Here is a 15,370-nt window from a genome sequence, read left to right on the forward strand (position 1 = left end):
GTGCTGTGCTGTGACGCGCTGTGTGTGGTGTTCGGGTGCGGTGCGAGGTCAGCCGGCCGTCCAGCCGCCGTCCACGACGAAGGAGCCGCCCGAGCAGTACGAGGACTCGCCCGAGGTCAGGAAGGCGGTCAGCGCTGCCACCTCCTCGGGGGCGCCGAAGCGCCCCGCGGGGACCTGGTCGAGCAGGTGCCGGGCGATACGCTCCGGCATCGACGCCGTCATGTCGGTGCTGACGACGCCCGGCAGCACCGCGTTGACGCGGATCGAGTCGCGGCCGAGTTCGAGCGCCGCGACCTTCGTCATGCCGAGCACCGCGTACTTCGACGCGCAGTAGGCGGCCAGCAGCGGCACGCCCTGCGTCGCGTTGACGGAGGCGATGTTGACGACGGTCCCGCCGCCCGCCTCCCGCAGCGCGGGCACCACCGCGCGCATGCCGAGGAAGACACCGAGCTGGTTGACGTCGATCACCCGCCGGTAGTCGTCGAGGGTGGTCTCCTCAAGGGGCGCCTGGTGCAGCACACCGGCGTTGTTGACCAGCCCGTCCAGCTTTCCCCAGCGCTCCACGGCCCGCGTCACCGCGGACTCCCACGCGTCAGGTTCCCTTACGTCGAGGGTGACGGCGAGCGCGGACGCGCCGAGCTCGTCCGCGAGTTCCTTCGTCTCCGGTCTGATGTCGCCGAGTACGACGCGCGCGCCCTCCTCGACCAGCCGCCGCGCGGTCACCGTGCCCTGTCCTCCGGCGGCGCCGCTGACGAGCACGACGCGCCCTGCCAGTCTTCCCATGCTGTCGATCCCCTCCTCGCTCGTGTCCGTCACGCCGCCCGGCGCGCCCTGGCCGCCGTGGCACGGGCCGGCCGTACGCCCAGGTCCGCGAGCGCGCCCTCGGGCCGCCGGCCCGCGGCGAACGTGCCGCGTGCGGCGACGTATCCGTCCGGCCTGACGAGCAGCCAGCTGCCCGGGCCGCCGCCGAGTCCGGCGGCGAGCCGCCCGTCCGGGTCGGGCAGCAAGACAGGACCCGCGGGCCCCGCGGGCACCCCGCCGCGTACGGTGCGGACCCTGACCCAGCCCTCGTGCTCGGCGGCGATCCTGGCCAGGGCGTGCGCGTCACGCTCCCCCGGTTCGAGGGCGAGCAGCAGCCAGCCGGGCGTGCGCACCTCGTCGATCAGGCGCTGCCAGCCGTAGGAGCGGGCGAAGTCCTCGCCCGTGACGCGGACGAGCCTGCTGCCGACGGCGGGCCCGGCTCCGGTGGATCCGGGTCCGTCCGCGTCCTGCGCCGCGAGCGTCGCCGGGCTGCCCGCGTAGTCGAGGTCGAGCGCCGACATCCCGCCCATGATCTTGCGCTGGATCCGGGACTTCAGCGGCCGCACCGTCTTGACGACGGTGAACATCGCCCGCAGCCCCGCCGCCACGTACCGGTTGCGCAGCTGCACCAGCACGGTGGCCATCCTCGTCGACTTGAGCAGGCTCGCGCCGACCGGCACGCGCTCCGCGCTGTAGCTGTCGAGCACCGACTCGTCCGCCGTGCCCAGCAGTACGCCGGCGAGCTTCCACGCGAGGTTCACGGCGTCCTGGACACCGGTGTTCAGGCCCTGCCCCGACGCGGGGCTGTGCACGTGCGCCGCGTCGCCCGCGACGAGGCAGCGGCCCGCGCGCATCACCGGGATCATGCGCTGCTGGATGGTGAAGACGGACACCCAGCTCGGGTCCTCGACCCGCACGTCCTGGCCGGTGCCGGTGCTGATCTTCGCGGCGAAGCGTCGCGCCACCTGCGCGTCGCTCTCGTACGACACGTCCGCGGTGTCGAGCAGCCGCCACTTGCCGGGGTCGGGGAACGGCACCATCATCACGGTGCCCTCGGGGGTGCGCAGCCAGTGGATGGAGTCGCGCGGCAGGTCGCAGTCGACGACCGCGTCGGCGATCAGCCACGTCTCCGAGCTGTCCCCGGCGAGGCGCAGGCCGAGCTGCTTGCGCACGGTACTGTGGCCGCCGTCGCACCCCACGAGCCAGTCCGCGGTCACCTCCTCGACGATGCCCGAGGCGTGCCGCAGCCGGGCCGTGACCGACCCGCCTTCGTCGGTGAACTCCTCCAGGCCCACGCCCCATTCGACGCGCACGCCGTGCCGGGCCGCCGCGGTGCGCAGCACCTCCTCCGTCACCTTCTGGTCGACCATGAGGGTGAAGGGGTAGCGGGTGGGCAGGTGGCTGTAGTCGGTGTCGAAGCGGACCAGCCTGCGGCCGTTCTGGTGCAGTGTGAAGTGCTCCACGCGCTGCCCCCGTGGTAGCAGTTCGCCGGCCACGCCCATCTGGTCGTACGTCTCAAGGCTCCTGGCGTGGGTGGCGAGCGCCCTGCTCGTGGTGGCCGGTCCTTCGGCCGCGTCGACGACGCGCACGCGCACGCCGTGGCGCGCGAGTTCGTGCGCGAGAGTCAGGCCAACGGGCCCCGCCCCCGCGATCAGCACCTGGGGGGACGCCGTGCCCGCCGCGTTCATGACCGCTCCTGCGGCTGCGTGAGGGGCTTCCACCAGCCGGGGTTGTCCCGGTACCAGGCGGCCGTCTCGGCGAGGCCCCGGTCGAAGGGGACGCGGGGCGCGTAGCCGAGCTCGCCGCGTATCTTGCTGTCGTCGAGCGAGTAGCGCAGGTCGTGGCCCTTGCGGTCGGCGACGTGGCGCACCCGGCCCCAGTCGGCGCCGCACAGGTCGAGCACGCGCTCGGTGATCTCGCGGTTGGTGTGCTCGTCGCCGCCGCCGACGTTGTAGACCTCGCCGGCGCGGCCGCGTTCGAGCACCAGCTGGATCGCCCGGCAGTGGTCGTCCACGTGGAGCCACTCGCGGATGTTCGCGCCGTCCCCGTACAGCGGGAGCTGCCGCCCTTCGAGGAGGTTGGTGACGAAGCGCGGGATGAGCTTCTCCGGGTGCTGGTAGGGGCCGTAGTTGTTGGTGCAGCGGGTGATGGACAGGTCGAGGCCGTGGGTGCGCCAGTAGGCGCGCGCCACCAGGTCGGACGACGCCTTCGACGCGGCATAGGGGGAGTTGGGCAGCAGCGGCCGCTCCTCCGTCCACGAGCCCTCGTCGATGGAGCCGTACACCTCGTCGGTCGAGACGTGGACGACGCGTCCGACGTTCGCGCGCAGGGCGGCCTCCAGCACGTTCTGGGTGCCGCCGACGTTGGTGGCGACGAACTCGGCCGCCGACACGAGCGAGCGGTCGACGTGCGACTCGGCGGCGAAGTGCACGACCGCGTCGTGGCCCGGCATGACGTCGAGCAGCGTCGGCAGGTCGCAGATGTCGCCGCGCACGAACGTCAGGCGCGGGTGCGCGTCCGGCAGGTTGGCCCTGTTGCCGGCGTACGTGAGCTTGTCGACGACGGTGACGTGGTCGTCCTCGTGGCCCGGGTAGCCGCCGGCGAGCAGCGTGCGCACGTAGTGGGAGCCGATGAACCCGGCGGCCCCGGTGACCAGGATCCTCATGCCGCCACCTCCACGCGGGTGTGGTCGCCGACGACGAGGCGGTGGTGCGGGTTGCCGCGGTCGGCGCTGCTGACGGCGGCCGACCTGCCGATCAGCGACCCGTGCACGCCGTGCAGCCCCGACAGGCTCGCGCCGTCCATCGCGATGGAGTGGTCGACGTGCGTGCCGCGCAGTTCGCAGTCGCGGCCGACGGACGTGTGCGGGCCGATGTGGCTGTCCTCGACGAGGCTTCCCGCGCCGATGACGGCGGGGCCCTGCACGAAGGAGCGCACGACCCGGGCGCCGCTCTCCACGACGACGTCGCCGATGAGCACGCTGTGCGCGTCGACGTCGCCGTCGACCCGGTACGTGATCTTGTCGAGGAGCTCGCTGTTGCACTCGAGCACGTCCTCGACGCGCCCGGTGTCCTTCCAGTAGCCGCCGTACTCGTGCGCCCTGACCTCGGCGCCCGCCGTCACCAGCCACTGGATGGCGTCGGTGATCTCCAGCTCGCCGCGCGCGCTCGGCCTGATCGAGTCGACCGCCAGGTGCACGGCCGAGGTGAAGAAGTACACGCCGATCAGGGCCAGGTCGCCGGCCGGCTCGACGGGCTTCTCGACGAGCCGGGTGACCCGGCCGTCGGGGCCGACCTCGGCGATACCGAACGCGCGCGGGTCGGCCACCTTCTGCACCACGACCTGGGCTGCGGGCCGCAGCAGCCGGAACTCGTCGGCCGCCTCGCGCACCCCCTGCGGGAGCATGTTGTCGCCCAGGTACATGACGAAGTCGTCGTCGCCGAGGAAGTCGCGGGCCAGCGCCACGCAGTGGGCGAGGCCGCGCGGCAGGTCCTGGCGCAGGTAGGTGACGTGGACGCCGAGCGCGGAGCCGTCGCCGAGCACGGCCGCGATCTCGGGCTCGCGCTCGCCGACGATGACGCCGATCTCGGTGACGCCGAGGTCCCTGATGTCCTCAAGCACGTACTGGAGCACGGGCTTGTTGGCGATGGGGATGAGCTGTTTCGGCATGGAGTAGCTGAACGGTCGCAGGCGGGATCCGGTCCCGCCGGACAACACCAGAGCCTTCATCGGTCCTCTTCTCACCGCGGTGTGGCGCGTGGCTGGTTCTCTGTGGCTGGTTCTGTGCTGACGGGGGGACCATGGCCGCGTGCGGTCGAGAACCCCTCGGGCATCACACGAAGCACTCCTCGGCGATCCGGACGCCCGGATTGCCGTAGGCGATGCGGCGCAGCACCTTGGGGTAGAGCGGCGTGTGCCGCAGCACCCCGGCGAGCGCGGGCCTGACGCGGGTGGCGAGCGCACCGGTGGACAGCATCGCCTTGCTCTGCAGCGCCTGCATGCGCATCACGGCGGCGATGTCGGGCGCCCGCACCGCCTCGAAGCGGCCGAGGAACGCGGCGCTCGCGTCGCCCGTGGCGAGGGACTCGACGAGCAGCGGGTGCAGCACCGCCGCGTCCTGCACGGCCAGGTTGATGCCCTGCGCGCCGATCGGGCTGTGCGTGTGCGCGGCGTCCCCGATCAGGACGAGGCCGTCGTCCGCCCACCGGTCGGCCCGGCCGGAGAACACGTCGAGCAGGGTCAGGTCGCGCAGCGACGTGACGTGCTCCATGATCGCGTCCGCGTGCGGCGGCACGGCGCGCGCCAGCCGCTCCCGCACCCGGCCGATGCCCTCGGCGGCGACGTCGCGGTAGCCGCCGTGCGGCAGCGTCCAGCCGATCTGCACCCGGTCGGGCCACGACTCGTAGGCGAGCACCGGGCTGTCCCCGGCGCGGAAGACCCGCACGTCGCGCACGGCGCCGGGAGCGGGGCCGCCGGGCGGCGCCGGCACCTTGAACCACAGCACGTCCAGGTCGAACGCCTCGGTGCGGCCCGCCTCGATGCCCGCGAGCCTGCGCACCTTGGAGAACCTGCCGTCGGCGCCGACGACCACCCGTGCCGTCACCTCGCAGGGCCCCGAAGGACCGTCCGCCGCGATCCCGGCGACCCGTGGGCCGTCACGCAGCAGCGCGCCGGCCCGCCGCCCGTCGAGGTGGCGGAAGCCCTCGAACTTCCCGCAGTGCAGGAGGAGTTCGTCCAGGACGTGCGCCTGCGGGACGGACAGCAGGTGGTTGTGCGGCGCGGGCAGCGCCCGGTAGTCGATGTCGAGCAGCACACGCTCGTTCTCGACCAGCCGGAACCGCGCGTGCTCGTGCGCGCCCCTGGCCCGTGCGCCCGCGAGCACCCCGAGCCGGTCGAGCAGCGCCATCGCGCCGGGTTGCAGGATCTCGCCGCGGAACTCGCGCCGGTGGGCCCGGTCGCGTTCCACGACGGTCACCCGGACGCCGGACTTCAGCAGCAGCAGCGCGAGCACCAGACCCGCGGGGCCCGCCCCCACGACGCAGACGTCCGTGCCGAACCGTTCCGTCGCCATGGGTCAGGCCTTGCCGGCGTGCGCCGTGCGCACGCCGGTGACGGGCGTGGCCTCGATGACCCGTACGCCGGCCTCGGCGAGCACCGCCGCGTACTCGGGGCAGGACTGCGCGGCGGCGCGCTGCCGCGCGGTGTGCCAGACGGTGACGGCGGTGTAGCCGCCCTCGCGCTGGAACAGGGAGCGCGCCAGGTCGATGTGGACGAGGCCGTCCCGGGTCGCGGCCTGCTCCGCGTACGCGCGGAACGCGGCCTCGAACGCGGCGGCGTCGCCTGTGACCGTGAACTCGTCGACGACCACGTCACGCCGGCCGTCCTCGTCCGCGGGCTGAACGGGCCTGCCCTCCACGCGCAGCACGCCCATGGACGGGTCGGCGCTCACGTCGACGATCTCGTGGAACTCGGCGGCGTGCGCCTGGAATACCTCGCTCGCCATGACCTGCTGGAAGTCCTCGGGCGCCCGCCACCAGCCGACGTTGACGTACACGTCGGGCCGGTCGGACGAGCGCACGGCCTGGTGCGAGTCGAAGCCGTCGCGCTCGCGCATCCACTCGACGTGGCGCAGGAAGCGGCGCTCGAACTCGGCGCCGCCGGCGGGGTCCTTGAGGGTGAAGGTGTTGACGACGGTGAACAGGGGGGCGGGCATGTCGGGCCTCTCGTCGGTGGGTCGGGGGAGTTCGTGCGTGGCGGCGTGCGGCGTCGCGGCCCCGGCACGGTGCTGGATCAGCTCCTCGCGCAGCACGCGCCGCTGGACCTTGCCGTTGCCCGAGCGCGGGATGGCGTCGACGGCCTTCGCGTGCCGCACCCGCCGGTAGTACGGCATCAGCGGGTTGACGGACGCGACGACGGACGCGACGACGGCGGCCGGGTCGGCGCCGGGCGCGACGGCACCGCGGTGCGGCGCCACCAGGGCGCCGGACACCGCGCCGCTGAAGTCGTCCGGCAGGTCGACGACGACGCACTCGCGCACGAGCGGGTGGCGGGCGAACAGCTGCTCCACCTCGGACGGCGCCACGAGGAAGTTGTCGCACTTGAAGACGTCTTTGAGCCGGTCCACGAGGAACAGGCGCCCGTCGTCGTCGACGCGGCCCACGTCGCCCGTGGTCAGCCAGCCGTCGGCGTCGAGCCCGGCGCCTTCGGGACGGCCGAGGTAGCCCTTCATCACCTGCGGGCCGCGCAGCTGGACCTCGCCCTTCTCCCCCGCGGGCAGCGGCTCGCGGCTCTCGATGCCGACGACGCGGCACTCGGTACCGGCGACGGGCCTGCCGACCGAGCCGTGCACCGGGTGGTCGGGGTCGTCGCTGTGGGTGAGGGGCGACGTCTCCGCGAGGCCGTAGCCCTGGAAGACGGGCACGCCGAACCGTGCGGTCAGCCGCCCGGCCGCCATCGGGGGCAGCGCGGAGCCGCCGGACGCGATCCGCTCGACCGTGCGCAGGGTGAGTCCCGCGAGCGCCGGGTCGGCGGCCAGCCGCATGAGGCGCACCGGGAGGCTGTAGAGGTGGGTCGCGCCGTGGCCGTTGGCCGCCGTGACCGCGTCGACCGGGTCGGGGCCTGTGCACAGGACCTGCGTCGCACCGGCCCGCACGGCCGAGTTGAGGTGCATGGGGTGGAACGTCGGCAGGTGGTTGACGGTCACCGAGCCCGCGTCGAGGAGGTGCGCGTCGGCGATCTGGGCCGCGTTGACCGCGAGGTTGCGGTGGGTGAGCCCGACCGCCTTGGGGCGTCCTGTGGTGCCGCTGGTGAACTGCACGCACGCGATGTCCTGCGCGCCGGGCGCCTCCCAGGGCCGCGCTTGCCCGGCGGCGTCCCCGGCCGACGCGACGAGCGCGTCCAGCGTCGGTACGGACGCGGCGTCCGCCGCCTCGTCCGCGCCCTCGCCGATCAGCACGACGTCGCGCAGCAGCGGCAGCCTCTCGCGCACCGCGGCGAGCCTGCCGTACACGGTGGCGTCGACGAACGCCGCGCGCGCCCCGCTCAGTTCGAGGACGTGGTGCAGGTCGTCCTCGCGCAGCAGCGGGTTGACGACCGCGACGACCTGCCCGGCGCGCACCGTCGCGTAGTAGGCCACGGCGAAGTCCGGGTGCAGGACGGAGGCGACCGCCACCGTGGCCGCACGCGGCGGAGCCTCCTCCGCCGCGACCAGGGCGCGTACCGCGCCTGCCGCGGCGGTGACCCGGCGGTCGAGCTCCGCGAAGTCCATCTCACGGCCGCCGCCGATGAGTGCGGTACGGGCCGGGTGCGCGGCGGCGCTCTGTGCGAGCAGCCCGTCGAGGCGCTCGGGCACCACCGGCACGTCGAGCACGGAAGCCGCTGCCGTCGTCTCAGCCACGGCGCGCCTCGGCGAACTCCTTGGCGTACCTGAGGGTCGTGGAGCTGTTGGTGGACAGCGCGCGGTGGATGAACTCGCGGGCCTCGGCGACTCCGGTGCCCGCGCCGAGTATCCGCTCGATGGTGTCCGTCCGTACGGTGACGGTGTGGCGCGAGGTGACGTCGACGCCGCCGGGCACGGGCGTGACCGTCCACTGCCCGGTGTGCGCGGACATCAGCGCCGGCACGGTGGTCTGCTTGTAGACGATGCGGTCACGGCCGAAGACCACGCGCACCGACTCGGTGGTGTGCGTGGAGCCGTCGGCCGTGGTGGTGTCCATCGCCATCACCTGCAGTCCCGGCACCTCCTCGCGCAGGTCCAGCCGCGCGACGTGCGGCAGCCGCTCGGGCCACAGGTCGGACCGGTTGAGGAAGTCGAAGACGTCCGGGCCCGTGCCCTCGCCCTCGACGTGGACCGTGTCCTCGAAGCCGAAGACCAGCTCGGCCATCAGGTCCGCCTGCTCGGCCACCTCCTTGATGCCCGCCAGCTCGGCCGCGCTGTTGCGGTCGAGGGCGCTGGTGATCCAGGCGACGTTCTCCGGTGTGTCGTCCACGGCCGAGAAGTCGTGGTGCAGGTCGAGCCTGCTGGTGGACGGCCCGGTCGCGGTGACGGCCCAGGTGCCGCCCATGGCCGCGACCGGCGGCGTGGACACCTCCTGGCGGAACGTGACGCGCAGCGCCTCGGGGTCGAGCTCGCGGCGCGACACCCACGTCTTCACCTCGCCGTTCGCGGTGGCCCAGATGCGCAGCCGCTCGGAGCGCTCGCCGCGCTCCAGGTGCTCGACGTGGACGTTGGGCGTGAAGTACTGCGGCCAGGTGGTGACGTCGGCGACGACCGCGTAGACGGCGGCAGCCGGGGCGGCCACGTCCGTGGAGTGCACGGTGGTGCGGACGGGGGGCTCCGGGGCCCGGGAGACTGCGGATGCGGTGGACATACGGGACCTTTCCTTCGTGTCGTCGCGCGGGGGCGCGGGGCGTGCGCGGCTCAGTAGTTGCCGAGGCCGCCGCAGACGTTGAGCGCCTGGGCCGTGATGGAGGCGGCCGTGTCGGTCGCCAGGTAGCCGACGAGGCCGGCGACCTCCTCCGGCGTGGAGTACCGGCCGAGCGGGATCTTCGTCGAGAAGCGCTCCAGGATGGCGTCCTCGGTCGTGTCGTAGGCGGCCGCGTAGCCCTGCCTGACGCGCTGCGCCATCGGCGTCTCCACGTACCCCGGGCACACCGCGTTGACGGTGACACCGGTCTTCGCGAGTTCGAGGCCGAGGGCCTTCGTGAAGCCGATGACGCCGTGCTTGGACGCGGAGTAGGGGGCCCCGAGCACGACGCCCTGCTTGCCGCCCGTGGACGCGATGTTGATGATCCGGCCCCAGCCGCGCTCCTGAAGGCCGCCGGCGTTCAGCACCTCACGCGTCATCAGGAAGACGCTGTGCAGGTTGGTCGCGATCACGTCGTACCAGAGGTCGTCCTCGATCTGCGCGGTGACGCCGCCGCCGCTGCGGCCGGCGTTGTTCACCAGCACGTCGATGCGGCCGTGCCGCTCGACGGTGGCCGCGACCAGGCGCCTGACGTCCTCGGCGCGCCGCACGTCGGCGACCTCGCCGTGCACGTCGAGGCCCTGCGCGCGCAGCTCCTTGACGGTGAGCTCCGTGGTGTCGGCGCTGCGGGCGCAGACGACCACGCGGTGTCCGCTGCGCGCCAGATCGGTCGCGACCGCGAGCCCGATCCCGCTGGTACCCCCGGTGACCAGGGCGACCCGTCCCTCGTTCCCCATGGCTTTGCGCTCCTCTCGCTGGCCGGCCGGTCGGCCGTCGACGCTCCCAAGCTGGCGAACGGTGCTCGAACGGCCGTCGAGAGGCGGTGGACACGGCGGCGGGGCGGGGTGCGGCGCCTGCTCCAGCGGCCGTCAGCCGGGGCGCGAGGGGCCGCGGCGACCCTCGGGTGCCACGTCCGCAGGAACGATCCGCAGGAACCACACGGAGGAGCTCTCCATGACCGTCACGGAGTACCCGGTCGCCACGACGACCGACCTGTACCAGCAGGTCCAGCAGTTCTACGCGCGCCAGATGCACCTGCTCGACAGCGGGAAGGCCGAGCTGTGGGCCGACACCTTCACCCGCGACGGCGTCTTCGCGGCCAACGCGCACCCGCAGCCCGCCGTGGGCCGGGCCGTCATCGCCGCGTCGGCACGCAAGGCCACCGACGAGTACGCCGCCAAGGGCGTGCAGCGCCGCCACTGGCTCGGCATGCTGTCCGTGGAGGACCACGGCGACCGCGTCAGCGCACGCTGCTACGCCCTGGTCGTCGAGACGCCGCGCGGCGGGCAGGCGGCCATCAGGGCGAGCACGCTCTGCGAGGACGTGCTGGTGCGCCACGAGGGCGGCTGGCTCGTGCGGGACCGCCACGTCACCCGCGACGACCTCGTCTGACGCGCCCACCCCGGCCGGCACGCCCGGCCCCCGGATCCACGGCAGGCCCGTAACGCTCCCCCGGCGTACGGGCCTGCCGTGCTGTGCGCGTGCCCCGCTGCCGCCGGCGGCGGGCGCACGAAAGCGAGTGCCCGCCCCGCACGGGCGGGGCCGGCACTCGCCGGTGGGGGGCTCGGGGGCCGCGGGCGCGTCAGGCGGCGGCCTGCGCGCGGGACTCGGCGAGGCTCTCGTTGATGAAGTCCAGCAGGAGCCTCGGGGTGTGCGCCTCGGCGACCGCGTCGTCCGACAGCCGTATGCCGTAGTCGCACTCGATGCGGCCGGCGGTCTGGAGCACGGCGAGCGAGTCGTACTTCAGCTCGGCGAGCGGGGTGTCCAGCGTGTCGCCGTCCAGGTCGACCCCCTCGTCCTCTCCCGCGCATTCGCGCAGCAAGGCGGTGAGTTCTGCGAGCGTCATGGTGTGTCTCCGTCTCTCGTCGGTGGTGCGGTGGGTGGTTGGTGCGGTGGGGTGTGAAGGGCGCCGGTCAGGAGCCGGCCGCCGTGACCACGGTGGCCGCGTTGAACCCGCCCTGGCCGCGGGCGAGTACGAGCGCCGTGCGCACCCGGCACTCACGTGCGGACGTCACCAGGTCGAGGCCGTGGCCGGGGTCCGGGCGTACGCCCACGGTCGGCGGGAGCACGCCGTCCCTGATCGAGAGCAGCGCCGCGGCCAGGTCGAGCGAGCCCGCCCCCGCCTGGAGCCTGCCGGTCATGGTCTTCGGCGCGGTGACCGGCACGGCACGCTCCCCGAAGACGGCGCGGATCGCCGCCGATTCCGCGCGGTCGAGTGACAGCACGCCGGCCGCGTCCGCGAAGACCGCGTCGACCTGCTCGGGGGCCGTTCCCGCGTCCGCGAGCGCCAGCTCGATCGCCCTGCGCAGTCCCGGCTCGCCGCCGCTGCCGGGCGGCGGGTCGAAGGTGGCCGCGTACCCGGCGAACGCGCCGTACGTGCGGGCGCCGCGCTCGCGTGCCGCCGCCTCGGCCTCCAGTACGAGGATGGCGCCGCCCTCGCCCGGCACGTGGCCGCTCGCGGCCGCGTCGAACGGCAGGTAGGCGGCGGCCGGATCCGACACGGTCGTCATCCGCCCGCCGGTGAGCTGCGCCGTCCAGCCCCACGGGCAGACGGCGCCGTCGACGCCGCCGGTGACGATGAGCCTGCTGCCCTTGCGCAGGTGCCTGCGCGCCTGGGCGACGGCGTCGAGCCCGCCGGCCTGCTCGGTGACGAGCACACCGCTGGGCCCGCCGAGGCCGTGCTTGATGGAGATCTGGCCGGCGTTGACGGCGTAGAACCAGGCGAAGGACTGGTACGCGCTGACGTACTGGCCCCCCTTGCTCCACAGCGCCTGCAACTCGCGCTGCCCGAACTCGAACCCGCCCGCCGAGGCCGCCGTGGCGACGCCCGCCGTGAGGTCGGGTGCCTGGCCGACGTCCGCGCCCGAGTCAGCGAGGGCCTCATCGGCCGCCGTGAGCGCGAGCCGGGTCATGTGGTCTGTCTGCGGCAGCAGCCGGTTCGGGATGCGCGCCTGGGGGTCGAACCCCGGGACCTCGCCCGCGAGCGTGGCCGGGTAGCCGGACGCGTCGAAGCGCGACACCGGCCGGATGCCGCTCTCGCCTGCGAGCGTCGCCCGCCACCAGTCGCGGGTGCCGAGCCCGTTGGGGGCGGCCACCCCGATCCCGGTGAACACGGGTGCGGCCGTCTCCGCGCGGCGGTCGCCCGGCGCGGTCCTCGGTGCCGTGGCGCTCGTCATGCCGCCCTCCTCTCGGGCTTGGTGAGCACCATGGCGCTCTGGAAGCCGCCGAAGCCGCTGCCGACACTCAGGACGGTGTCGACGGTCCGCTCCCTGGCGGTGATCGGGGTGTAGTCGAGGTCGCACTCGGGGTCGGCCTCGTGCAGGTTCGCCGTCGGCGGGACGACGTCGTGCTCGACGGCGAGCGCCGATGCGGCGATCTCCAGCGAGCCGATGGCCCCGAGGGAGTGCCCGATCATCGACTTGATCGAGCTGACGGGCGTCGCGTAGGCGTGGTCGCCGAGCGCGCGCTTGAACGCGGCGGTCTCGTGCCGGTCGTTCTGCTTGGTGCCCGAGCCGTGGGCGTTGACGTAGTCCACCGCCGTCGGCGCGAGCCGTGCCTCGCCGAGCGCGACCGTGATGGCCTCCGCCATCTCCTTGCCGTCCGCGCGCAGCCCCGTCATGTGGAAGGCGTTGCTGCGCGAGGCGAAGCCGGCGACCTCCGCGTAGATGTGCGCGCCCCTGCGCCGCGCCTGCTCGAACTCCTCCAGCACGAACACCGCGGAGCCCTCGCCCAGCACGAAGCCGTTGCGGGTGCGGTCGAAGGGGCGCGAGGCGTGCTCCGGGTCGTCGTTGCGCGGCGACGTCGCCCTGATCGCGTCGAAACACGCCACGGAGATGGGCGAGATGGGCGCCTCGGTCGCGCCGGCGACCATGGTGTCGGCGCTGCCCTCCCGGATCAGCTCGACGGCGTGGCCGAGGGAGTCGAGTCCCGAGGTGCATCCCGTGGAGACGACGGCCGTGGGGCCCTGCGCGCCGACCGCCCACGCCACCTCGGCGGCGAAGGAGCTGGGCACGAAGTAGTCGTAGAGGTGGTCCACCGCGCGGGTGTGGTCCACCAGCCACCGCGCGCCGCGGTCGCTGACGACCGCGTACTCGGTGTCGAGTCCCGTGGTCGCGCCGACGGCGCTGCCGATGGTGACGCCGGTACGGAACGGGTCTGCCGCCGCCAGGTCGCGGCCGCTGTCGGCGACCGCCTCGCGCGCGGCGACGAGCGCGAACTGCGCGGCCCGGTCGAGCCGTGCCGCGTCCTGCTCCGTCAGCCCCTGCGCGACCGGGTCGAAGTCGACCTCGGCCGCGATCCTCGACCTGAAGGGCGAGGCGTCGAACAGGGAGATGGCCCTGGTGGCGGTCCTGCCCTCGGTCAGCAAGGACCAGTACGCCTTCGTACCGATCCCGCCGGGCGCGACGACGCCGATGCCGGTGATCGCCACCCGGCGGCTCATCGCGGCCCCCTCGTGTCCTGGCCCGCCGCCCGCGTCGCGGCCAGGGTGTGTCCTCGCGTGTGTTCCCGCCTCACGGCCGCACCTCCTTCCTGGTCAGTGCTGTTCGCACGAATCTGACACCGGTGGCTCAAACCGCACTCGACTCGCGGCGGTGGGTGGCGGGCAGGCCCGCCACCACGTCGCGCAGCAGCTCCGCGATCGCGGGCCGCCGCACGAAGAAGTGGTCGCCCGGCACGGTGCGCAGCTCGAAGCCGCCGGGCGCGTACCGCGCCCACTCGGCCATGCCGCTCAGCGGCGCGATCGGGTCGCGTGACCCGCCCACCGCGAGGATCGGCGCGTCGAGTGGGTGCGCGGGCGACGTCTCCGTGACGCAGAGCGCCTCGCCGAGCTTGAGGTCGTCGCGGAGCGCGGGCAGCACCCTGCGCCGCCACAGCTCCTCGTGGTGGAGTGCTTCGAGCGGCAGGGCACCGAAGCCGACCAGCAGGAACAGCAGTTCCAGGTCGGGCAGGTGGGCGCTGCGCAGCACGGGGGAGCGCAGGTGCGGCGGCTGCACGGCCCCGACCACGACGCGCTCCGGCGGGCGCAGGCCCGCGGCGCACCTGGTGCGCGCGAACGTGTAGGCGGCGAGGCCGCCGAGGCTGTGCCCGTAGACGAGGTAGGGGCGCTCGTCCGCCATCGGGCCGACCAAGGCCTCGATCTCGGCGACGAGTTCGACGGGGTCGGTGATCCTGGCCTCGCGTACCCGGGTGCCGCGGCCCGGCAGCAGGATCGGCACCACCTCGGCGGTGTCGCCGAGCACGGCCTGCCACTGCGCGAAGGCCGAGGTGCCGGCTCCGGCGTGGTGGAAGCAGAACAGCCAGGGCGGCAGGGCGGCGCTCATTCGTCCACCAGCGCGACAGCGCGCGTCCAGCCGGCGCCCGCCCCGGCGATCTTGACCGGGAAGCACGCCACGCGGAATCCGAACGGCTCCGGCAGCTCGTCGAGTTGGGCAAGCCGTTCGATCTGGCAGTACTCGCGGCGGCGGCCGGCGAAGTGCGCCGGCCACAGCACGGAGGTGTCGCCGGTCTCCTGGTAGGCGCGGATCATGTGGCCGAAGGGCGCGTCCAGGCTCCACGCGTCGGTGCCGATCACGCGCACGCCGAGGTCGAGCAGATAGTCGGTGGCGGGCCCGTCCAGGCCCGCGAACTCGGTGAAGTACTCGGGCTTCCCCGCGTGCCGTGCGGCGCCCGTGTGCAGCAGGACGATGTCGAGGGGCTGCGGCCGGTAGCCGATGCGCGCGAGCTCCTTCTCGATGCGGTCCACCCCGATGACGCCGGTGCCCGCGCCGGTGACGTCAAGGACGACGCCGGGCCGCAGGAACCAGTCGAGGGGCATCTCGTCGATGTTCCTCGGCCGCCCGTTCGGGCCGGTGGAGCCGTAGTGGGACGGGGCGTCGACGTGGGTGCCGGTGTGGCTGGTGAGGGTGAGTGTGTCCAGCGAGAGGAGCTCGCCGTCCGGCAGCACGGACGGGTCGAAGTCGAGACCGAAGTGGAGCTTCATCTCCTCGCTCATGTGGCGTGCGCCCTCGGCGGGCGTCATGATCTCGTGGACTATGGGGTCCGGCTCCCAGCCGGAGGCGTCCACGGGGGACGACAGGTCGATCGTGTGCACGGTGGCCTCCTGG

Annotated in this window: 14 protein-coding genes; 1 reads left to right on the plus strand and 13 read right to left on the minus strand. The window is 73.6% G+C overall.

Annotation, left to right across the window (positions count from 1 at the left end):
- Positions 1-48: 48 nt before the first annotated feature.
- The 8 genes from IH48_RS0118210 to fabG all read right to left on the minus strand — a co-directional run bounded on the left by IH48_RS0118210 (position 49) and on the right by fabG (position 10,003).
- Positions 49-783 carry an SDR family NAD(P)-dependent oxidoreductase gene (locus IH48_RS0118210; protein ID WP_030905159.1) on the minus strand — a complete coding sequence of 245 codons (735 nt, stop codon included), beginning with the start codon at positions 781-783 and terminating at the stop codon, positions 49-51.
- Positions 784-812: 29 nt separating this feature from the next.
- Entirely contained in the window at positions 813-2,489 is a 1,677-nt protein-coding gene (locus tag IH48_RS0118215) for an FAD-dependent monooxygenase (RefSeq protein WP_030905162.1), read from the minus strand.
- The gene (rfbB, locus tag IH48_RS0118220; protein WP_030905166.1) at positions 2,486-3,466 is read right to left on the minus strand and encodes a dTDP-glucose 4,6-dehydratase; all 981 of its coding nucleotides are present in this window, start codon (positions 3,464-3,466) and stop codon (positions 2,486-2,488) included. The genes IH48_RS0118215 and rfbB overlap by 4 nt, the downstream gene beginning before the upstream one ends.
- The gene (locus IH48_RS0118225) at positions 3,463-4,530 is read right to left on the minus strand and encodes a glucose-1-phosphate thymidylyltransferase (protein ID WP_030905169.1); all 1,068 of its coding nucleotides are present in this window, start codon (positions 4,528-4,530) and stop codon (positions 3,463-3,465) included. The genes rfbB and IH48_RS0118225 overlap by 4 nt, the downstream gene beginning before the upstream one ends.
- Positions 4,531-4,633: 103 nt before the next feature.
- Complete coding sequence (locus tag IH48_RS0118230) at positions 4,634-5,872, minus strand: FAD-dependent monooxygenase (protein WP_030905172.1); 1,239 nt, start codon at positions 5,870-5,872, stop codon at positions 4,634-4,636.
- Positions 5,873-5,875: 3 nt separating this feature from the next.
- Positions 5,876-8,197, minus strand: coding sequence for an AMP-binding protein (locus IH48_RS33465; RefSeq protein WP_051840071.1), 2,322 nt, complete (start codon positions 8,195-8,197; stop codon positions 5,876-5,878).
- Entirely contained in the window at positions 8,190-9,170 is a 981-nt protein-coding gene (locus IH48_RS0118240; protein WP_051840074.1) for an aromatase/cyclase, read from the minus strand. The genes IH48_RS33465 and IH48_RS0118240 overlap by 8 nt, the downstream gene beginning before the upstream one ends.
- A 50-nt stretch (positions 9,171-9,220) precedes the next feature.
- Positions 9,221-10,003 (minus strand): 3-oxoacyl-ACP reductase FabG, encoded by a 783-nt coding sequence (gene fabG / locus IH48_RS0118245; RefSeq protein ID WP_030905180.1) that lies wholly within the window; start codon positions 10,001-10,003, stop codon positions 9,221-9,223.
- Positions 10,004-10,220: 217 nt separating this feature from the next.
- Between fabG and IH48_RS0118250 the strand changes: the two genes are divergently transcribed.
- Entirely contained in the window at positions 10,221-10,658 is a 438-nt protein-coding gene (locus tag IH48_RS0118250) for a nuclear transport factor 2 family protein (protein ID WP_030905183.1), read from the plus strand.
- Positions 10,659-10,848: 190 nt separating this feature from the next.
- On the opposite strand, the gene IH48_RS0118255 is transcribed toward IH48_RS0118250, so the two are convergent.
- The 5 genes from IH48_RS0118255 to IH48_RS0118275 form a co-directional block, all read right to left on the minus strand.
- Positions 10,849-11,112 (minus strand): acyl carrier protein, encoded by a 264-nt coding sequence (locus IH48_RS0118255; RefSeq protein WP_030905186.1) that lies wholly within the window; start codon positions 11,110-11,112, stop codon positions 10,849-10,851.
- A gap of 67 nt (positions 11,113-11,179) precedes the next feature.
- The gene (locus tag IH48_RS0118260) at positions 11,180-12,442 is read right to left on the minus strand and encodes a ketosynthase chain-length factor (RefSeq protein ID WP_051840077.1); all 1,263 of its coding nucleotides are present in this window, start codon (positions 12,440-12,442) and stop codon (positions 11,180-11,182) included.
- On the minus strand, positions 12,439-13,707 hold the full coding sequence (locus IH48_RS0118265) for a beta-ketoacyl-[acyl-carrier-protein] synthase family protein (RefSeq protein ID WP_030905199.1): 1,269 nt from the start codon (positions 13,705-13,707) through the stop codon (positions 12,439-12,441). The genes IH48_RS0118260 and IH48_RS0118265 overlap by 4 nt, the downstream gene beginning before the upstream one ends.
- Positions 13,708-13,834: 127 nt before the next feature.
- Positions 13,835-14,587 carry a thioesterase II family protein gene (locus IH48_RS0118270; RefSeq protein WP_051840079.1) on the minus strand — a complete coding sequence of 251 codons (753 nt, stop codon included), beginning with the start codon at positions 14,585-14,587 and terminating at the stop codon, positions 13,835-13,837.
- Positions 14,584-15,357 (minus strand): cyclase family protein, encoded by a 774-nt coding sequence (locus tag IH48_RS0118275; RefSeq protein ID WP_030905206.1) that lies wholly within the window; start codon positions 15,355-15,357, stop codon positions 14,584-14,586. The genes IH48_RS0118270 and IH48_RS0118275 overlap by 4 nt, the downstream gene beginning before the upstream one ends.
- Between the last annotated feature and the right edge of the window lie 13 nt (positions 15,358-15,370).

The organism is Streptomyces sp. NRRL F-5126 (genome assembly GCF_000721265.1).
Taxonomy (GTDB): Bacteria; Actinomycetota; Actinomycetes; order Streptomycetales; family Streptomycetaceae; genus Streptomyces.